The organism is Streptosporangium heterodermiicola (assembly GCF_051390675.1).
Lineage (GTDB): Bacteria > Actinomycetota > Actinomycetes > Streptosporangiales > Streptosporangiaceae > Streptosporangium.
This window is the reverse complement of record NZ_JBPJSR010000018.1, coordinates 162,266-181,762: the sequence shown is the minus strand read 5'-3', so window position 1 is coordinate 181,762 and position 19,497 is coordinate 162,266. Positions and strand designations below refer to the sequence as shown.

14 protein-coding genes and 1 pseudogene are annotated in these 19,497 nt (G+C 73.3%); 8 read left to right on the top strand and 7 right to left on the bottom strand.

All coding sequences use genetic code 11. The features are described 5' to 3' along the window. Window positions 1–208: 208 nt before the first annotated feature. From ACSC1Q_RS32460 to ACSC1Q_RS32450, 3 genes are all read left to right on the top strand, one after another. Window positions 209–2,050: an ABC transporter ATP-binding protein gene (locus tag ACSC1Q_RS32460; protein ID WP_436762512.1), complete on the top strand. Its 1,842-nt coding sequence runs from the start codon at window positions 209–211 to the stop codon at window positions 2,048–2,050. Further along, entirely contained in the window at window positions 2,047–3,768 is a 1,722-nt protein-coding gene (locus ACSC1Q_RS32455; protein WP_436762511.1) for an ATP-binding cassette domain-containing protein, read from the top strand. Before ACSC1Q_RS32460 ends, ACSC1Q_RS32455 begins: the two co-directional genes overlap by 4 nt. Before the next feature lie 100 nt (window positions 3,769–3,868). Next, complete coding sequence (locus tag ACSC1Q_RS32450; RefSeq protein WP_436762510.1) at window positions 3,869–5,863, top strand: prolyl oligopeptidase family serine peptidase; 1,995 nt, start codon at window positions 3,869–3,871, stop codon at window positions 5,861–5,863. Window positions 5,864–5,902: 39 nt separating this feature from the next. On the opposite strand, the gene ACSC1Q_RS32445 is transcribed toward ACSC1Q_RS32450, so the two are convergent. After that, on the bottom strand, window positions 5,903–8,227 hold the full coding sequence (locus tag ACSC1Q_RS32445; protein ID WP_436762509.1) for a HelD family protein: 2,325 nt from the start codon (window positions 8,225–8,227) through the stop codon (window positions 5,903–5,905). 324 nt (window positions 8,228–8,551) lie between these two features. Here ACSC1Q_RS32445 and ACSC1Q_RS32440 point away from each other — a divergent pair, with 324 nt between their 5' ends. Both ACSC1Q_RS32440 and ACSC1Q_RS32435 read left to right on the top strand, forming a co-directional pair. Beyond that, window positions 8,552–9,058 (top strand): EF-hand domain-containing protein, encoded by a 507-nt coding sequence (locus ACSC1Q_RS32440; protein ID WP_436762508.1) that lies wholly within the window; start codon window positions 8,552–8,554, stop codon window positions 9,056–9,058. A 160-nt stretch (window positions 9,059–9,218) separates the two neighbouring features. Then, complete coding sequence (locus tag ACSC1Q_RS32435) at window positions 9,219–10,100, top strand: class I SAM-dependent methyltransferase (RefSeq protein ID WP_436762507.1); 882 nt, start codon at window positions 9,219–9,221, stop codon at window positions 10,098–10,100. A gap of 279 nt (window positions 10,101–10,379) precedes the next feature. On the opposite strand, the gene ACSC1Q_RS32430 is transcribed toward ACSC1Q_RS32435, so the two are convergent. Beyond that, complete coding sequence (locus ACSC1Q_RS32430; protein ID WP_436762506.1) at window positions 10,380–11,357, bottom strand: helix-turn-helix domain-containing protein; 978 nt, start codon at window positions 11,355–11,357, stop codon at window positions 10,380–10,382. A gap of 169 nt (window positions 11,358–11,526) precedes the next feature. Between ACSC1Q_RS32430 and ACSC1Q_RS32425 the strand changes: the two genes are divergently transcribed. Next, complete coding sequence (locus tag ACSC1Q_RS32425) at window positions 11,527–12,480, top strand: proline dehydrogenase family protein (RefSeq protein WP_436762505.1); 954 nt, start codon at window positions 11,527–11,529, stop codon at window positions 12,478–12,480. A 53-nt stretch (window positions 12,481–12,533) separates the two neighbouring features. On the opposite strand, the gene ACSC1Q_RS32420 is transcribed toward ACSC1Q_RS32425, so the two are convergent. From ACSC1Q_RS32420 to ACSC1Q_RS32400, 5 genes and pseudogenes are all read right to left on the bottom strand, one after another. Continuing rightward, entirely contained in the window at window positions 12,534–13,061 is a 528-nt protein-coding gene (locus tag ACSC1Q_RS32420; RefSeq protein WP_436762513.1) for an ROK family protein, read from the bottom strand. Between the two features lie 265 nt (window positions 13,062–13,326). Next, window positions 13,327–13,521 (bottom strand): annotated as a pseudogene (locus tag ACSC1Q_RS32415) (DUF6807 family protein); the annotation flags it as partial. 240 nt (window positions 13,522–13,761) lie between these two features. After that, entirely contained in the window at window positions 13,762–14,418 is a 657-nt protein-coding gene (locus ACSC1Q_RS32410) for a response regulator transcription factor (protein WP_436762504.1), read from the bottom strand. Between the two features lie 417 nt (window positions 14,419–14,835). Beyond that, window positions 14,836–15,219 (bottom strand): hypothetical protein, encoded by a 384-nt coding sequence (locus ACSC1Q_RS32405; RefSeq protein WP_436762503.1) that lies wholly within the window; start codon window positions 15,217–15,219, stop codon window positions 14,836–14,838. A 296-nt stretch (window positions 15,220–15,515) separates the two neighbouring features. Next, window positions 15,516–16,370, bottom strand: coding sequence for a helix-turn-helix domain-containing protein (locus tag ACSC1Q_RS32400; RefSeq protein ID WP_436762502.1), 855 nt, complete (start codon window positions 16,368–16,370; stop codon window positions 15,516–15,518). A 375-nt stretch (window positions 16,371–16,745) separates the two neighbouring features. On the opposite strand from ACSC1Q_RS32400, the gene ACSC1Q_RS32395 reads away from it, so the two are divergent. Further along, window positions 16,746–17,963, top strand: coding sequence for a hypothetical protein (locus ACSC1Q_RS32395; protein WP_436762501.1), 1,218 nt, complete (start codon window positions 16,746–16,748; stop codon window positions 17,961–17,963). Next, window positions 17,953–19,440, top strand: coding sequence for a hypothetical protein (locus tag ACSC1Q_RS32390; protein WP_436762500.1), 1,488 nt, complete (start codon window positions 17,953–17,955; stop codon window positions 19,438–19,440). Before ACSC1Q_RS32395 ends, ACSC1Q_RS32390 begins: the two co-directional genes overlap by 11 nt. Window positions 19,441–19,497: the final 57 nt, after the last annotated feature.

The window sequence follows — 19,497 nt, the reverse complement described above, 5'->3', positions numbered from 1 at the left end:
TCCTCTGCCACTAGTGGGACCCCGTGCCCGGGACGGCCAGCGACGGCGGCCGTCCCGGGCACTCCCGTTCCGGGGGTCCGCGACGTCGAAGCCGCTCAGGACGCCGGGGCGCTTCGCGGAGCCAGCGAAGTACGGAAAGCCAGAAAGTACGGAAAGTCGGAAAGTTCGCGAAGTCGGGGAAGTTCGGGAAGTCCGAGGAGGAGCCAACGTGCGGGCAGCGGACCGGCTGGTGGCCGACACCGTGCGGCGTAGCGGACCCTGGCTGACCGTCCTCGCGGTCGCCTCCGTCCTGGGCGCGTTCGCGCAGCTCGCGCTCCCGTTCGTGCTGGGCAGGACGGTCGACGAGCTCGTGGCCGGTACGACCGGCGCACCCGGTACGCCAGGTACGCCCGGCGGCACCGGCGCGGCGACCTGGCTCGCCGCCTGCGCCGCCGCCGTGATCCTGACCGTGGTCTGCGACACCCTCGGCGTCTGGGCCGCCGGGTCGAGCGGCGCGCGGTCCTCGGCCTGGCTCAGGAACCGGGTCGTACGGAACGTGCTCGGTGTCGGGCCGGTGATCACCCGAAGGTTCCCCGAGGGAGACCTGGTCACCCGGATGGGCCTGAACACCGAGGAGATCGGGCGCGCCCCCGAGTCGATCGTCACCGGGGCCGCGCTGGTCATCCCCACCGCGGGAGGCGTGGTGGCCCTCACCCTCATCGACCCGCTGCTGACCGTGACGCTGGTCGCCGGGCTCGTCCTCATCGCGCTCGTCCTGCGGGCCTTCCTCAGCGTGAGCACCTCCATAGCGGGCGACTACCAGGCGGCGCAGAGCGACATCGCCGCCCGCCTGGTCGACGCCCTCGCCGGGGCCCGTACGATCGCCGCTGCCGGTACCGCCGACCGGGAGCGCGCGCGGGTGCTCACCGCCCTGCCCAGGCTGCGCGGGCACGCCATGGACATGTGGCGGGCCAACGCGCGTGCCGGTGTGCAGGCGGGAGCGGTGGTCCCGCTGCTGGAGGTGGCCGTGCTCGGGGTGGGCGGGCTGCGCCTGGCCGCCGGCGACCTCACGGCCGGGGAGCTGTACGCCGCCGCCCGCTACGTCGTGCTCGGCGCCGGTCTCGGCTCGGCGCTGGGCTACGTCAGCCGCCTGGCCAGGGCGCGGGCCGCCGCGGCGAGGGTGGAGGAGCTGACCTCCGAGAGCCCGCGGGCCTACGGTACGCGCCCGCTGCCCGCGGGTCCCGGCACGCTTGAGCTTCGCGGCGTCGACGCGGGCGGCCTGCGCGACGTCGATCTCGTCATCCCCGGCGGGCAGGCGGTGGCCGTGGTCGGCCGCTCGGGCGCGGGCAAGTCCCTGCTCGCCGCCGTCGCCGGACGGCTGCTGGACCCCCTGCACGGCACGGTCCTCCTCGACGGCGTGCCGCTGCCCGACCTCTCCCGCGAGTCGCTGCGCCACGCCGTCGGGTACGCCTTCGAGCGCCCGGCGCTGCTCGGCGACACCGTCGGCGCCGCCGTCGCCCTGGGACTCGACGCTCCCGCCGCCGGCACCGGCCGCCACGGCCGTCGCGGCCCCCGTACCGGCACCGGGCCCGGCGACCACGACCGGGACGGCCGGGCGGACGGGAGGGGCGAGGTCGTGCGGGCGGCGGCGCGGGCGGCCCGCGCCGACACCTTCGTCCGGCGGCTTCCCCTGGGGTACGACACACCGCTTGAGGAGGCGCCGATGTCCGGCGGTGAGCGGCAGCGGCTCGGCCTGGCCCGCGCCTTCGCGCAGGGGTGGCGCCTGCTCATCCTGGACGACGCCACCTCCAGCCTGGACACCGTCACCGAGCGCCAGGTCGCCCGCGCGCTCTCCAGGGAGCTGCGCGACCGCACGCGCCTGATCGTGACCCACCGGGTGGCGACCGCGGCGGCGGCCGACCGGGTGATCTGGCTGGACGACGGCCGGGTACGCGCGTGCGGCGGCCATCGCGCGCTCTGGGCCGACCCGGCCTACCGCGCCGTCTTCCAGACCGGCACGTCCTCCCCGGCGTTCCGGGCGGACACCTCCTTCGGGGCGGGCGGGTCGTGAACCCTCCGGACAGGCACGTCGTCGACAGGCCCCTCCGGCGGGCGCTCAGGAGGGATCCGTACCAGCTGGTCAGGCTCGCGGGCTGGTCCGTCGCGGAGACGGCGCCCTCGCTGGTCATCGGCCTGGCCATCGCGCGGGCGATCGACGACGGCTTCGGCGCGGGACGTCCCGCGACCGGGTTCGCCTGGCTCGCCCTGCTCGGCGGCGCGTGGCTGCTCGCCGCGGTCGGCGCGCGGCAGGTGGTGATGGCCGTCGCCTCGATCGTGGAGCCGTTCCGCGAGGAACTGCTCGCGCACGTCGTCGACGACGCGCTGCGCCACTCGGTCAGGTCGGGACGGGGGCCGGGGACTGCGGCGGTGGCCCGCTCCAACCTGCAGGTCGAGCTGGCCCGCGACGCCTTCGCCTCGGTCATCACGGTGGTCAGGTCGTTCGCGTTCACCGTGGTGAGCGTCATGCTCGGGCTGGCGACCCTCGTGCCCGAGGTGCTCGCGCTGGTGCTGCCCCCCTTCGTCGCGGGCCTCGTCGTCTTCCTGCTGTCGCTGCGCGCCCTGGCCAGGCGGCAGCGGGACTTCATCCTGGCCGACGAGCGCACCGCCGAGGCGCTCGCCACCATGGTGGGCGGGCTGCGCGACATCACCGCCTGCCGGGCCGAGGAGCGGATGGCGGACGACGTCGGCCTGCGGGTGGCGGAACAGGCCCGCGCGGCCCGGTCGCTGGCACGGGTGACCGCGCTGCGCACGCTGTCGCTGGCGGTGGGCGGCTGGCTGCCGGTCCTGCTGGTGCTGGCCGCGACCCCCTGGCTGGTGGGCGAGGGCGCGGGCGCCGGGGTGATCCTGGGCGCCCTGGCCTACGTCACGCAGTCGCTGACGCCCGCGCTCGGCAACCTCGTGGAGGGGCTGGGCATCAACGGGGTCCGGCTGCGGGTGGCGCTCGGCCGGCTGCTGCGCGACGGCGACCCGCCCGTACGAGCGCTCGGGCGGCTCACGGCACGGGACACGAACGAGGCGGCCGAGCTGCGCGGCGTGACGTTCGCGTACGGCCCGCACGCGGAACCGGTGATCGACGGCCTGGACCTGTCGATCCCGGAAGGGGACCACATCGCGGTCGTGGGCCCCAGCGGCATCGGCAAGTCCACCCTCGCCGCGCTCCTGACCGGGGTGCTCGCGCCTGGGGCGGGCCGGGTCCTGGTGCGCGGGGTGCCCGCCGACCGGCTCGACCCCGCCGACCGGGTGCTGATCCCGCAGGAGGCGTACGTCTTCCGGGGCTCCCTGCTGGAGAACCTGACGTACCTGGCCGACGCCTCGCGGGAGGCGGTGGACGACGCGGTGGACGCGGTCGGCCTGGCGAGCCTGGTGGCGCGGCTGGGCGGCCACTCCGCCGAGATCGACTCCGGGATGCTGTCGCCCGCCGAACGGCAGCTGGTCGCCCTGGCCCGCGCCTACCTCGCCCCGGCCCGGCTGGTGATCCTCGACGAGGCGACGTGTCACCTGGACCCGGCGGCCGAGGCCCGCGCCGAGGAGGCGTTCGCCCGCCGGGGCGGCACGCTCCTCATCATCGCCCACCGGCTGAGCTCCGCCCTGCGGGCCCGGCGGGTCCTCGTCATGGACGGGACCAGCGTCCGGCTGGGCACGCACGAGGAGATGCTCGCCGCCTCCCCGCTCTACGCCGACCTGGCCGGGCAGTGGGACCCGTCGAGCGCGCAGGAGCTGGTGCCGTGACGGTGGAACCCGCTGAGCGCCCGGAAATCGGTGCCGTGACGTCCGCACCGCGTTTCCCGTCCAGAGTCCGAGCCCAAGGTCCTCACCCCGGAGAAAACCGATGATCTATCCTCCCGCCGAGCGGCGACCGGTCGTCGACCGCCTCCACGGCCACGCCGTGCCCGACCCGTACCGGTGGCTGGAGGATCCGGACAGCCCGGAGACGCGGAGCTGGGCGGCGGCCCAGGAGGAGCTGTGGCGCGGGCACGCGGCCACGCTGCCGGGACGTGACCGGTGGCGGTCGCGGGTGGCGGCGCTGACCGGCGCCGGGTCCGTCGGCACGCCGATGTGGCGCGGCGGCGGCCGGTTCTTCCTGCGCCGCACGGCCTCGCAGGAGCACGCGGTCCTCTACCGCACCGGCCCCGACGGGGTGGAGGAGACGCTGATCGACCCGATGGAGCTCGACCCGAGCGGGCTGACCACGCTCGACCACTGGCAGCCCGACCTGGACGGCAGGCTGCTGGCGTACCAGCTGTCCAGGAGCGGCGACGAGCGGTCGGAGCTGCGGGTCATGGACGTCGCCACCCGCCGGGTGGTGGACGGCCCGATCGACCGCTGCCGGTACGCGCCCGTGGCGTGGCTGCCCGACGGGAAGGCGTTCTTCTACGTCCGCTCCCGCCAGGTCCGCCTGCACCGGCTCGGCGCCCCGGCCGAGAACGACGCCGTGATCATGGGTGAGGAGCGCTCGTACGGGCTGGGGATCAGTTACAACGGGCGCTGGCTGACGGTCTCGGCGATGGCGGGCGACGGCAACGACCTCTGGATCGCCGACCTGTCGTCCTCCTCCCCCGAACGTCCCGGCCTGCGGGTGATCCAGCGGGGGGCGGGCGCGGTGACGGCGCCCGCCGTCGGCCGCGACGGTCGCCTGTACCTGCTCACCACCCTGGACGCGCCGCGGGGACGGCTGTGCGTGGCCGACCCGGCGCGGCCGGGCCCCGAGCACTGGATCGGCCTGGTCGACGAGGACCCGGAGGCGGTGATCGGCGAGTTCGCGATCGCCGGGCAGGAGCTCCTCGTCGGCTGGACCCGGCACGCGGTCGGCGAGATCAGCGTCCACGACCTCGCGACCGGGCGGCGGCGCGGTTCGGTGCCGCTGCCCGGCCTCGGTTCGGCCGGGGGGCTGACCACCCGCCCCGAGGGCGGCCACGAGGTCTGGTTCACCTACACCGACAGCGTCACGCCCGCCGGGGTGCACCGCTACGACACGCGCACCGGGCTGACGTCGCCGTGGAGCGCCGCGCCCGGCGCCGTGGAGGTGCCGGAGCTGGAGGCCAGGCAGCTGGTCTTCGCCTCGGCGGACGGCACACCGGTGCGGATGGTCGTGCTGGCCCGGCCCGGCTCGGGCCCCAGGCCCACGATCCTGTACGGCTACGGCGGGTTCGGGCTCTCGCTCACGCCGTCGTACTCCAGCTACATCCTGCCCTGGGTCGAGGCGGGCGGGGTCTTCGCCCTCGCCCAGCTGCGCGGCGGCGGCGAGGAGGGCGCGGCCTGGCACCGCGACGGCATGCTGGAGCGCAAGCAGAACGTCTTCGACGACTTCGCGGCGGCGGCCGAGAAGCTCGTCGCGGACGGCTGGACCACCCCCGACCGGCTGGGCGCGTGCGGCGAGTCGAACGGTGGGCTGCTGGTGGGCGCCGCGCTGACGCAGCGCCCCGACCTGTTCGCCGCCGCCGTCTGCTCGGCGCCGCTGCTCGACATGGTCAGGTACGAGAGGTCGGGGCTCGGCCCGTCGTGGCGTTCGGAGTACGGTTCGGCCGACGACCCCGAGCAGCTGGGCTGGCTGCTGGGCTACTCCCCCTACCACCGGGTCACCGACGGCGTCGGCTACCCGGCGACGCTGCTGACCACGTTCGGCGGCGACTCCCGCGTCGACCCCATGCACGCGCGCAAGATGTGCGCGGCGCTGCAGGCGGCGACGTCGGGCCCGCGGCCGATCCTGCTGCGCCACGAGGGCGACGTCGGCCACGGCTCCCGCTCGGCGAGCCGCGCCGTCGACCTCGCGGCGGACATGCTCGCCTTCCTCGCCGCCCACACCGGCCTGGAGCTCCGCACGTGAAACCGGGACCGCCGGCGCGCTCGTGGGACGCCTCGGTCTTCAGTCTTCCGCGAACGGCCACGCGGCCGGCGCACGCGACGTGGCCGTCGACGGCGGGAGACCCGTGGTGCGCAGCACGCCCAGCCGCTGGGTGGCGCGGGTCAGGGCGACGTACAGGTTGTTGAGCCCGCGCGGCGACTCGGAGACGATCAGGCCCGGCTCGACCACCAGCACCTCGTCGAACTCCAGGCCCTTGGCCTGCCCGACGTTCAGCACGACGACGGGGCGTGGCGCGCCCGGGTCCTCGCCGACCGACGCCTCCGGCACGCCCGCCGCGACCGCGGAGCCGAGCGGCTCCAGCAGCGAGTCCGGCGTGATGACCGCCAGCCGCCGACCGGTCAGCCCGGCCGCCTCGGTCGCGACGATCTCGACCAGCCGGTCGGTGAGCTCCCCGGGCGGCACGCGAAGCCCCCAGGGCTCGACGCCGCTCTCCCGTACCGAGACGGGTGCTTCGAGGTCGGCGTCGATCTCCGCCAGCACGCCGGCGGCGACGGCCATGATCTCGGCCGGCACCCGGTAGTTCCGGGTGAGGTGCTCAAGCCGCCAGCGTCCCTTGACGTAGGGGTCGAGCACCCGTTCCCACGACAGGGTGCCCGCCGGGTCGCCGCTCTGCGCCGGGTCGCCGACGACGGTCATCGACCTGGCCGGGCATCTGCGCATCAGCAGCCGCCAGGCCATCTCCGACAGCTCCTGCGCCTCGTCGACGATCACGTGCCCGAACGTCCATGTCCGGTCGGCCGCCGCGCGCTCGGCCGAGGTGCGGTGATCCGTCTCCCGGTGCCGCTCGGCGAGTGTGTCCGCGTCGACCAGGTCGTTGACCGTGAGGATCTCGGCCTCCTGGTCGTCCTCCAGGTCGGTGGCCCGCGAGCCCATCGCGACGTCCAGCACCCCCTGCGCGTAGGAGACCCGCTCGCGCCGTTCGTGCTCCCTCCGCCACCGCTCCGCCCGGGTGTCCTCGCCGAGCAGCTCGGCCGCCTCGTCCAGCAGCGGCACGTCGGCGAGCGACCAGCCGCCGCCGGGCTCCCGCAGCAGCAGCGCCCGGTCCTCGGGGGTGAACCCCGGCGTCGCGGAGGCGACGCGATCCCGGGAGCCGAACAGATCCGTGAGCAGCCGCTGCGGCGTCAGATCCGGCCAGAGCTCGTCGAGTGCGGCCAGGACCACCTCGTCGGTGAGCATCTCCCGGCGGATGTCCTCCACCTGGTCGTCGTCCAGCAGGCGCTCGCCGTCGTAGGGATCGGTGCCGACGCGTTCGGCGTACCGCTCGGCGAGGGCCCTGCTGATCTCACCGACCACGATCGGCCTGGCCGGGTTGTGCGGGGACGGGGAGTCTCGTGCCATGTCGCGCGCCCGCTCGCAGGTCCGCCGGTCCAGACGCAGCGTCTGTCCCTCGTACTCCACGTCGAGGTGGTCCTCCGGCACCCACTCGCGGTCGCGTACGGCGGCGGCGACCACCTCGGCCATCGCCGCCCGCCCCTTCACCTCGGTGGTCCCGGGCGGCTCCTCGCGTTCCGCGGTCACCCCGGGGTACAGTCCGCCGACGGTCGACAGGAGCACGCTCGTCTCGCCCAGCGCGGGAAGCACGTTCCCGATGTAGCGCAGGAACGCGGCGTTCGGCCCGATCACCAGCACGACCCGCCGCGCCAGCTGCCGGCGGCGGGTGTAGAGCAGGTAGGCCGCGCGGTGCAGCGCCACCGCGGTCTTCCCCGTCCCCGGCCCGCCCTGCACGACGAGCACCCCGGTGTGCCCGGACCGGATGACGCGATCCTGCTCGGCCTGGATCGTCTGGACGATGTCGGTCATCCGGCCGGTCCGGCCTGCGTTCAGGGCGGCGAGCAGGGCGGCCTCGCCCGCCAGACCCTCGTGCCCGGCGCCCGCCGCGGATTCGAGGTCGAGAAACTCGTCGTGGATCTCGGTCACCGTGCGAGCCCGGTCCTTGACGTGCCGGCGCAGCCGGACGCCCTCCGGCGTGACCGCGGTGGCGAGGTAGAACGGGCGGGCGGCCGGTGCCCGCCAGTCGATGAGCAGCGGATTCGTGTCGTCGGCATCGTCGAGCATGCCCATCCTGCCGATGTGGCGGCGCTCGCCGTCGAGCATGTCGAGCCGCCCGAAACACAGGCCCCGCTCAGCCGCGTCGAGCCTGGCGAGGCGTTCGGCGTAGGCGGCGTGGGCGGCGTCCCTCTCGACGCGCGCCTGGGCGGTGCCGCCGGGTGTCGCGAGCACCCGCGCCAGCCGTCCGGTGACGTGTTCGCGGAGTTCGTCGAGCCGTCCGTACAGCACCGACACGTACTCCTGCTCCTCACGCAGCGCCTCGTTTGACAATCTCACTCCTCGTGATACAATTGACCGGTAGACGTTTGTTTTTCTCTGCGATGGACGATGAGTAGCGTAGCCCTTTCGGCGCGCCCGTCCAACCTCTCCGCGCTCGCCACCGGACGGCGCCCCCTCAACGGCACGAACGATTACGCCGTTCAATGTCCGGCCGCATTAATTCCATCGGCCATGACCGGCCACCTTTCCGCCGACCGCACCGCGGGTGCACGAGTCGTGACTCGGCATGATCATGTACAGTTGACGCCACGATTCCATCCACCATTCCGAGCGGCGGCCAAAGAAAGGCAATGGAATATGCGGATAGCAGCCATCGATCGGGTGAAGCTGATTTTCACCCTGTTCGACGTGGACGGCACCGGCTATCTTGAGGCCGAGGACTTCGAGCTCATGGCGACCCGCGTCGTCGCGGTGGCCGTCGATTCCGACGACGCCGCCAAGGCCGCCATGCTGGCCGCTTTCCGGCACTACTGGACGGCTCTCGTCGCCGACCTGGACGCCGACCACGACGGCCGGGTCAGCTTCGAGGAGTACGCCGCGTGCGTCCTCTCCCCGGAGCGCTTCGACGCGGCGATCACCGACTTCGCCGAGGCGCTGGCCGCGCTGGGCGACCCGGACGGCGACGGGCTCATCGAGCGGGGCGTCTTCGTGGCGCTCATGACGGCCATCGGCTTCGAGCGCGCGAACATCGACGCGCTCTTCGAGGCGTTCGGGCCGTCGCAGGACGACCGGATCACGGTCTCGGTCTGGATCGCCGGCATCAAGGACTACTACCACCCGGAGAAGACCGGGATCGCGGGTGACCACCTGGTCGACGGGCTGGTCTGACCGGAATCCCGGCGGCCCGAAACATCCGGCCTTCTTCGTCTTCTTCGTCTTCCTCGTCCTCGGTGTAAGGGGCGCACGTGGAACCAGTCGAGGTGTCACCCCCGCCGGGGAGCCCACCTTCACCGGGTGCCGGCGGCACCTCGACCGGAGGGGAGGGCCCGTGCCGGGTGTCGAGGACGGCGTCGGCCTGACCGCTCTCATGGTCGCCGCCGCGCGGGCGATCGAGACCCATCGGCCCGACGCCCTGGCCGGCGACGCCTACGCCGAGCACTTCGTACGCACCGCCAGGGTGTCCGCGACCTGGCCGGTCCGTCCGGCGGAGGTGCCCGGCGGGGACGCGAACCCCCTGTGGGGCAGGCTGGGACGCTATTTCGGCCTGCGTACCCGCGTCCTCGACGACTCCCTCACCCGCGCGGTCCGCGCGGGCGCCCGGCAGGTCGTGCTGCTCGGCGCGGGCCTCGACACGCGGGCCTTCCGGCTCGGCTGGCCGCCGGACCTGGTCGTCTACGAGATCGACCGCGACGGCGTCCTGGAGTTCAAGCACCACGTGCTCGACGGTCTCGCCACCGTCCCCGCGGCCACCCGCCGCCCGATCGCGATCGATCTGCGCGACGACTGGGCCCGGGCGTTGCTGGGCAGGGGCTTCGACCCGGACGTGCCGACCGCGTGGCTGGCCGAGGGCCTGCTGCTCTATCTCCCACCGGCCGCCGAGCGGCGGCTCGTCGACACCGTCGACCGGCTGAGCGCCGACGGAAGCACCCTGACCTTCGAGGTCAAGCTCGGGCCGGAGACCCCGGAGGTCCGCGCCAGCCCCATCTACGCCGCGGCCAGGCAGCAGATCGGCGTCGACCTGCTCGCCCTGTTCGACAGGGAGCCGCGTCCCGACTCCGTCGGCCACCTGAGGGAGCGGGGCTGGTCCGTCACGGTCCACACCCCCTTCGACTTCGCCCGCCACCACGGTCGCGGCCCGCTCCCCGAGCCGAACGACGCCCTGTCGAGCAACCGCTGGATGTTCGCCGGCAAATCCGGCACACACCTCTGATCGGTTTCCCGCCGTGAACGCCCGGGTCCCGATGTCCGGAACACGGGCGTTCACGGCGGGAAAACCCCTTTTAATTATCGAGAATGGTTTTCTGGAGTCGTCCACGGTGAGTGCCGGGAATGTTTTCCTGTGCGGGCGTTGAACGCGTCGCCGACGTGCTTCCCATGGCTCACACCTCGAAAAGCGCTTCCCGTGTCACGCCCTGAGAACCGGCGGCTCACCTCCGCGGGACCCGGGTTCGGCGTCGGGCGGCTCGCGTACGTGCCGCCCGCCTGGCGGTCAGGTGAGGTGACCGCCGCCCGAGCCCGCGCGCGGGCCGCGGAAGGCGCGCCGGTAGGCGTGCGGTGTGGTGCCCAGGCAGCGGGCGAAATGGTGACGCAAGGTGGCTACCGACCCGAATCCGGCCCGTTCGGCGACGAGGGTGACCGGCTCGTCGGTGTTCTCCAGATGACGCTGGGCCAGCAGGACGCGCCGGCCGGTGAGCCACTGGAGCGGCGTGGTGCCGATCTCCTGGTTGAAGCGGCGGGCGAAGGTACGCGGTGACATGTTGGCCCGCCGGGCCATCCTCTCCACGGTCAGTTCCTCGTGGAGGTTCTCCTCCAGCCAGACCAGCAGGGACGCGAGGTGCCCGGTGCCCTGCTCGGGGTCCGGGCGCCTGACGTACTGGGTCTGGCCGCCGTCGCGGTACGGGGGCGCCACCATGCGCCGGGCGATGTCGCCTGCGACGGCGCCGCCGTGTTCCTTGCGGACCAGGTGCAGGCAGGCGTCGATCCCGGCGGCGGTTCCGGCGCCGGTGATGACGGGATCCTCGTCGACGTAGAGGACGTCCGGCTCCACCCGGGTGAGCGGGTAGCGGCGGGCGAGCTCCTCGCCGTGGCGCCAGTGGGTGGTGCAGCGGCGGCCGTCCAGCAGTCCGGCCTCCCCGAGCAGGAAGGCGCCGGAGCAGATGCTGAGCACCCGGGCCCCGCGCCGCACGGCGGCCCGCAGTGCCTCGAACAGCTCCTCCGGCTGCCGTACGTCAGGGTCGGAGGCCGGGACGCCGATGAGGTCCGCCGACTCCAGCCGCTCCAGCCCGTGCGGGGTCTCAAGGTGGAAGCCGTGCCTGGTGCGCACGCTCCTCCCCGTGACGGAGACCACCGCGAAGTCGTAGACGGGCAGGCCGTCGTCGCTGCGATCGATGCCGAAGACCTCGCAGAACACCCCGAGCTCGAAGGCGTGCCCGCCGTCGAGGGCGAGGACGGCGACGTCGCGCAGCATGGGAGACCTCCTGGTGACGGTACGGGCCCGGCACGGTGAGTGGCAGGAATTTCATCATATTAGGCATTTCTGCCACTTTCTGGGCTGGCAGGCCGCTGGAAAGCTGGCGTCGGGCCGGTCGACACGGCCCGCTTCGGCGATTCCCTCACCCTCGACAGCTAGGCGCGCGATGACCACCGTTCAGCTCACCGGTACCGACGTCCCCACCCGGGCGGCCCAGGTCCTGCGCACGCTCGCGCTCGACGAGGAGCTCAAGTGGCGGGTGCCCGCGGACCCCGTGCTGGGCCCCCTCGCCCGGCGGGTGGCCCGGCGCTTCGTGGCAGGCGAGACCCTCGCGGACGCGCTGGAACGCGTAGCGGAGATCCACGCGGGCGGCCACCGCGCGAACGTCGAGTACATGGGAGAGAGCTGCCGTGACCCGGAGCGGGCGCTGGCGGAGACGGCCGTGTTCGTCGACGCCGCCCGCCTGCTCCCGCAGCGCTGCTCCGTCTCCCTCGACCTCTCGCACATCGGCCTCGCGATCGACGAGGAACTCGCCCTTGAGAACGCCACTCGTATCGCCCGGGCGACCGCCGGCACCGGCCGGGAAATGATCATCTCGGCGGAGGGCTCCGACCGCACCGACGCGGTCCTGTCGGTGCACCGGAGGCTGTGCGAACGGTTCGACCACGTCGGAGTCACCGTCCAGGCGAGGCTGCACCGCACCGGTGAGGACCTGCGGGGGCTTCTCGCCCTGCCGGGCCGGATCCGCCTGGTCAAGGGCGCCTTCCTGGAGCCGGAGAGCGTCGCGTACGCGCGCGAGGACGCCGCGCTGCCCGCCGCCTACCTGCGTCACGCCGAGTCGCTTGCCGACTCGGGACACCTGTGCTCGTTCGCGACCCACGACTGGGACCTGATCCACCGCGTCGACCGCCATCTCGGCGGGGCGGGCCGTGCCGACGCCCCGTGGGAGTTCGAGACCCTCCTGGGCCTCGGCCCCGACCGCCTCACCGCGATGGCCGAACGCGGCCACCCCACCCGTGAGTACGTCGTCTTCGGCACCGAGTGGTGGCTGTACGTGTGCAACCGGCTGGCCGAGGACCCGCGGCGCCTGCTCCAGGCCCTCGTCGACGCCGCCGCCTAGCGGGGACCCCGAACGGGTGTTCGGTTCCAGAGCTCCTAGAACTCCTAGAACTCCTAGAACTCCAAGGCCGACGAGACCGGCGAGACCGGCGAGGCGTGCCGGGACCTGGACGGCCGGGCGAGCCAGGTGGCCGGGTGCTGCCTGACCCGGTCGATGGAGGTCAGGGCGGCGCCGATGACGGCGGCGTCCGGGCCGAGCAGGGCGGGCCGGATCGTGATGGGCGCCCACGCGGCGCCGAGGACGCGCCGGTCGATCTCCGCCCTGATGTTCGTGGTGAGCCAGGACGACAGGAGGGAGAAGCTGCCGCCCAGCAGGACGGTGTCTATGTCGAGGATGTTGAGCGTGCCGGCCAGGGCGAGGCCCAGCGTGGTGCCGGCGCCGTCGAGCGCGGCGAGCGTGGCGGGGTCGCCGGTCTCGGCCCGGCCGGTGACGGCGACGTCGGGGGTGGTGCCAGGGGGCGCGGGTTCGTCGCCGAGGATCGCCGGGAGGCTCGCGTACGCCTGCAGGCAGCCGCGCGAGCCGCACGGGCAGGGCTCGCCGCCGGGGTGCACCGTGACGTGCCCGGCGCCGGTGCGGCCCAGCGCGGCCGGGCTGCGAAACGTCAGCGGCCGTTCGGCGGCGTTGGTGAGCCGGGTCCGGACGCCGAGCGCCCAGGCGGTCTCGTTCAGTGTCCGGCAGGTGATCGAGCGTCGCTCCCGCAGCAGCGTCGCCTGCCGGGCGCCCCGGTCCAGTGCGGGGTGTGGGCCGGTTCGGTGCTCGTGCGGCGCAGCCAGCGCCGGTGGTGCTGGGTGCCGTGGTCGTCCAGCCAGGCCGGGCCGTGGCCCGCGACGAAGGTACGGCCTCCCAGAAGTTGCGTCCGTCGAGCTCGGGGAAGACGACGCCGATCCCGGACTGGTAGGGGTGCGAGTCGGGGGCGGCGTCAGTGACGGTGACCCCGGCCAGTGTGCGTACCGGATGCAGATAGGGCCTCGGCGACACGGACAGGGGGAGGTCGGGCCGCCACACGTACCGCGCGACGTCGTGCCCGCGCAGGCGCAGCACCGCGACACCTCGCGGCGGGTCGGCGAGCACCGGGGGTACGCCGGGGGCATGCACGATCGTGTCGCCGCCTCTCTCCGCCTCTCTCCGCCCCTTTCCGCCCCTTTCCGCCCCTTTCCATCTCGACCTGCCTCGACCTGCCTCGACCTGGCGCGGCCCGTTTCGGCCAGGCCGGGGCTCGGCGAGGTCGTCGTACCCGTCGAGCGTAGGGCGGGACCGGGGTGCGCGGGGAGGGGCGGGCGGTCAGTTGAGCGAGCGGTAGCGGCTCAGGATCGGTTCGGGCAGGTCGTGGGACCACAGCCAGCCCGCCTCCCTCGCGATCCTGACCGCCTCGACGCGCGTGCGGGCGTCGACCTTGCTGAGGATCCGCGCCAGGTAGTTGCGTACCGTGCCACCGGACAGGCAGAGGCGGTCGGCGATCTCTCCGACCGGTGCTCCCTCGGCCGCGGCCTCCAGGACCTCCAGCTCGCGGGCGGTGAGCGGGTTTCTCTTCGCGTTGAGGGCGGCGACGGCCAGCTCGGGGTCGACGACCCGCTCACCGGCGGCCACCCGGCGTACGCAGCCCGCGAGCTGGCCCGCGGGGGCGTCCTTGACGACGAAGCCACGCGCTCCGGCGTCCAGCGCCCGGCACAGCGCGGCCGGGGCCGCGAGGCCGGTCAGGATCACCGTCCCGCACTCGGGAAGCCTGCGGTGCAACTCCGCCGTCGCGGTGAGACCGTCGGTGCCGGGCAGGCCGATGTCGATGAGCGCGACGTCCGGCCGGTGGAGCAGGCAGGAGCGGACCACCTCGTCGCCGTGACCGACCTCGGCGACGACCTTGATGTCACTCTCCGTGGAGAGCAGGGCGACCATGGCCCCTCGGACGAGATGCATGTCCTCGGCGATCAGGACGCTGATCATGAATCGTCTCCCCCTTGCTGCACCGCGCACTCTCATCTGGCCCGGGGACACTACCCAAGGAAGTCGGGTGACTACCGCAAGTCCGAGTTAAACACGAAACACGGGGCATTGAGCCGTGATTCGCGCAGGTCGGAGACTTCACCGCGCACCCGATGAGGGCTGATGATCGGCGGACACCTTCGCGAAAGGTGCACGCGACCCGTGCGAAGCGGCCGAATCGGCCGCGAATGCCGGTCACGACGGGTCGCGCGGCCCTCCCTCCGGAGTGACCGGCCTCGTGTTCGCCGGATGCCGGGGGCGGGCTCCGGGGAGGTGGCTCCGGATGCGGTGCGTAACCGGGGCGATCGTGGTGGGAGACATCGAACTACGACAGGCTCGGCGAGTGCATTGAGTTGGGGACGGAATTGGTGAGAGCGGTCAAATCGGGGCAGCGGCCTCGTGGTGTTCCATCAGGACGTCGGTCAGCAGGTAACCGCCGTGTATCAGGTGGATCAGCGGGCGGGTGCGCAGTTCCCGGTAGTGGCCGGCTATCCGGATCGCCGCCGCGACCGGGGTGGCGGCGCTCGTCCACAGCGGTCTGTCCCGGTCCGCGGAGACCGGGACGATCCACCAGAAGCGGCACGCGTCGTCCAGGCGGGCGACCAGGCCGTAGTAGACGGAGATGACGATCTTTCCGGACGGCAGGCGATGGACGTCCGCCGGGATGTTGTGGGATCGGGCCAGCAGGGCCGCCAGTTCACGGGCCCGGAGTTCGGCGGGAGGAGGCGCGAGGTCTTCGGGGGTTCTGTGATCAACGGTCACGCTGGCGAGGGTAAGGATCGCCGGGTGCCCGCCTCAACGATGTTGCGTGATGTTGCGCGTTCACTCCTCGCGAAGCGCCCCTTTCACGAACCGCCGCTTCGCCGGGAGCCTCTCCCCGCAGAGCCTTCCGGGACTCTACTCCGCGCGGAGCATCGCTTCCCGGAAACCACGTGGAGCATCGCCTCCCGGAGCCTCCCTCCGCGCGAAGCCCCTCGCGACGTTTCTCGGGAGCCCCGTCCCTCAGGGCCCCTCAGGGCCCACCGGGGCCTTCTGAGGGCGTCATACCTCTCGGGGCGTCACTTCGCGCGGAACTCTCCGGCCGCGGCCCGCAGCATGTCGCGGGCCTCCTTCCCGTACGCCGCGGCACCGCTCAGCGCCCGGAACGCCTTCTCGTACACGACCACGTCACTCGGGGCCTTGTGCTGGATCTGGCCGGGCACGGTGTCGACGCGGACCCGGTTGGCGTCGTATATCCAGAAGTTCTCCGGCGGCATGAGCGGCGGCCTGATCGTCGCGGAGACGATGCCGAAGGACACGTTCGCGGTGCCGGAGGTCAGCTCCGCCAGCCGGTCGAGCTGGGCGGCCATCTGCTCCGGGCCGACCAGCGGCATGCGGAGCGCCTGCTCCCCGACGACGAACGCGAACCGCTTGCTCCCGTTGCGCAGGATCTCCTGCTGTTTCAGCCTCGCCGCGACCGCGGCCTCGATGTCGTCGGGGATGCCGCGGAAGTCGATGATGGCGCGCAGGTGGCCCCGGGCGTAGTCACCGGTCTGGAGCAGGCCCGGGACGGCCGAATGCTGCCAGACGCGGAACTGGTGGGTCTTGTCGTACAGCGGCTGGAAGGAGCGCTGGACGTGGCCGAGGCCGCTCTCCTCCAGGCGGCGCCAGTCGGTGTACATCGCGTCGATGTTCTGGGCGGCCGCGATGAGGTCGACCACCTGCTCGTCCGCGTCGCAGGCCTCGCACCACGTACGGATGTCCGCCTGGTTGGGCATCTGGACCGCGTTCTCGATCTTGGAGATCTTGGTGTGGTCCAGGCCGGTCTTCGCCGCCAGCGCTCGCCCTGTCAGCCCGGCGTCGGCGCGGAGCGCCCTGAGCCTGGCGGCGAGAATGCCTTTGGCCTCGTCGATGCGTGCTGTGGAGGTCGCCATCTCCATCACCTTTGTCACCGCGGGGGGGTTGGTGCTCCGACAGTACGTCGGATGTTGCGATCTGTCTTAAATGTTGCGAATAGTTGTCGGAGAATCGTGGGCACGCTCCCATAACGCTTCCCGGCCGGTCCCCATCGCGTTCCCCGGTAAGCCCCGGCACCCCCGCGCTTCCCGGCCTCTCTTGGCCTATCTCGGCCTGTCCCGGTCCGCCTTCGATCCGTCCGCGCCCCGCCTCCCGGCGACCTCGCGGAGCGGCCCCGTACGCGGTGGAACCCTTGTCCTCCCTGGCCCGCGGCCTCGGCCCTGTCGTGGCGTACGGGCGCTTCCCGGCGGTCCGGGTCAGGATTGTCGGGCGCAAGCCTTACGGTAGGGCGCGTGCCAGAGACGAACCACGAGATCACGCTCGACTCGGCCCTCACCGAGGAGGCCGTGCTCTCGACCTACCGCCGCATGTTCGCGGCGCTCGCCCGCGACAGCGGCGCGGTGGTGGACGACCCGGCGCTGGTCGACATCGCCGAGACGCTGTTCGCGGCGTTCGCCGAGGCGGGCGAGGAGTGGCTGACCCACGAGCAGATGCGCCACGTCTGCCGGGCCTACCCGCTCGACCGGTTCGAGAACCGGCTCCGGGTCCTGCGCGGTCTCGGCGCGATCCGCGAGGTGTTCCCCAAGCCCAACCAGCTCCGCTACCGCGCGTCGTTCACCAGCGTGGTGGGGCTGATGTTCATCCGCCGGATGATGGACGACGGCGGCCAGTCGGAGATGCACCGCCTGCTCGCGCTCGAAGACCTCAACGTGGCCGACCCCCGCACGACGATGGAGGAGGCCCGCGCCAGCGCGCAGAACCTGTCGCGCGCCTTCCGCCTGTGGGCGCTGGAGCTGATCACGCTGACCGGCGGCACCATCGAGGAGCTGCGCGAGCAGGCACCGAAGCTGTGGGGCACCGAGGAGATCGCCCGGCGGGCGCAGAGCCTGCACGGCACCATCCTCACCCGCTGGCCCGACCTCGACCGCACCTGCACCGAGCTGCGCGCCGCGATCTACTCCTACAGCGACGCCTCGCGCCGCGCCGCCGGGCGCCTGGCCGACTCCGCGGGCACGACGAGGAACCTGACGCTGCTCCCCGCGGAGACCTGGCGCACCTTCGCGCAGACCGCGAGCAGGGAGCGCCTCGCCTCGGTGCTCGACGGGTTCGTCTTCGACGCCCCCGCCCCCTGGCACGACCCGGCGGCGATCGTCAGGGCCGTGGACGAGAGCCCCCGCCCGGCACCCGCCCAGCCCACTCCCCCGCGCTCCGCCCTGCCCGACCCCGGTCCCGCCGACACCCACACCCCCGGCACCGACGGGCTCGACCACCTGACCGCCGTGGCCGAGGCCGCGCTCGCCGGGCGTTCCACCGCGCGGCTGGAGGAGCTGCTCACCGCCGACGGAGAGTGGGTCTCCGCCCGCCGCCTGCTGGCCGACCTCGTCTCCGCCGACCTGCGTCCCGACTCCCCGTACCGGCTGCGCTGGTCCGACGGCCTCACCGCCGACCCCGGCGGCGAGCCCGCCTGGCTCTCCCACGGCCACCTCGAAAGGACCGGCGGTGCCGGCTGATCCGCGACACACACCGGCCGCGACGGCCTCCGCGCACGAGCGCGCGGTCGCGGCGGGAGTGACGTACGAGCAGGCGACGGCGCACGTCCGCGCCAGGGCGGGCGGTCCTCTCCCGCTCGCGGCCGGGGAGGCGGCTCCCGCGGGGATGGCCCGGCTGGGACGCGGCGACGGTACGGGCGTGGCGTTGCCGGTCTGGCCCGACGGGGCGACCCCGTCGCTCCTGGAGGAATACCAGGTCGCGCCGATGGCGGTGGAACGATCCGGGGAGACCAGGCGGGTGCTGGCCGCGGCGCTGCGGTGCTGCTGGACCGACCTGTCCGCCGACCCCTGGCCCGGCGGCACGGCCACGGTGGACGACGTGCTGTCGACGTACCGGGCGCTGATCGGGCGCGGCGACGACCTCATGCGCAACTGGGCGGTCGGCGCGCTGCGCCGCCTGCACGACTCGGCCTGGCTGGAGGTCACCGGCGGTCTCGTACGGCTCGGCCCCCGGTGCGCCTCCTGGCCCGCCGCGTCGCACGCCCAGTTGCGGGAGCTGATGCGCCGCCTGCCCTCCGGTGAGGAGGTTCCCGGCGGCCTGGAGGTGCTGCCGGTCGCCGAGGGCGCCTTCGACGACGCGGAGGCGGGGGCCGGTGTCACGGTTCCCGAGGAGGTGGACGAGGATCTGCTCGGCCCGTTCGACGAGCGGCGCAGGGCCGAGCTCGTGGCGGCCTTCATGGCGGTGGAGCACGCGGCCGAGCCGGTGCACGAGGCCCGTTTTCCCGCGCTGCGCGACCCGGTGCTGCGCCGCGCGCTCACCGAGATGCTGGAGCGCCGGGGCCGGGTTCTCGTCCACGATCGCGACACGTGGACCTCGGGCTACGCGGCCGAGACCCTCGCGGGAGGAGACACGCTCCCCGGACCGGTCTCGGGCTCGACACCGGGAGCGGAAACGGTCGTCCCGGGGACGGGTACGACCTCGGGGTCGAGCTCGAAAGCGGGCCCGGAAGCGGTCGCGGGTACGGCTTCGGGAATGGGGGCGAGTGCGACCTCGGGGATGGGCTCAGGAGTGGGCACTGATGCGGCCTCGGGAGTGGGCACGGGCGCGACCTCGGGGATGGGCTCAGGAGTGGGTTCGGCTCTGGGGGAGTCCGAGCGGGCGGTTCTGGTGCTCGTGCTGATCCACTCGGTGGCGATCCCTCGGGCCGACGGCCTGCTGCCCGCCGACAGCTGGCTCTCGCCGTTCCCGGCCCAGGTCGACGAGCTTCGGCGGCACACCAGGCTGCCGATCGGCGAGCTGGACGCCGCGCTGCGCGTCCTGCGCCACGCGGGTCTGGTGACCCAGGTGAAGGCGGGCGAGGAGGCCGGGGGTTACGTGCCGGGGCCGCAGTTCCACCGGCTGACCCCGCAGGCCAGACGCCGCCTGCAGGAGGAGCTGATCCTCGCGGCGGGACCGCACACCCCGCTGGCGGCGGCCGTACGGGCCGGTCGGCGGTGAGCGGGCCGGGAAAGACCGCCCCTCACGACGACGGGACGCCGGGGACCCCGGCGGCGA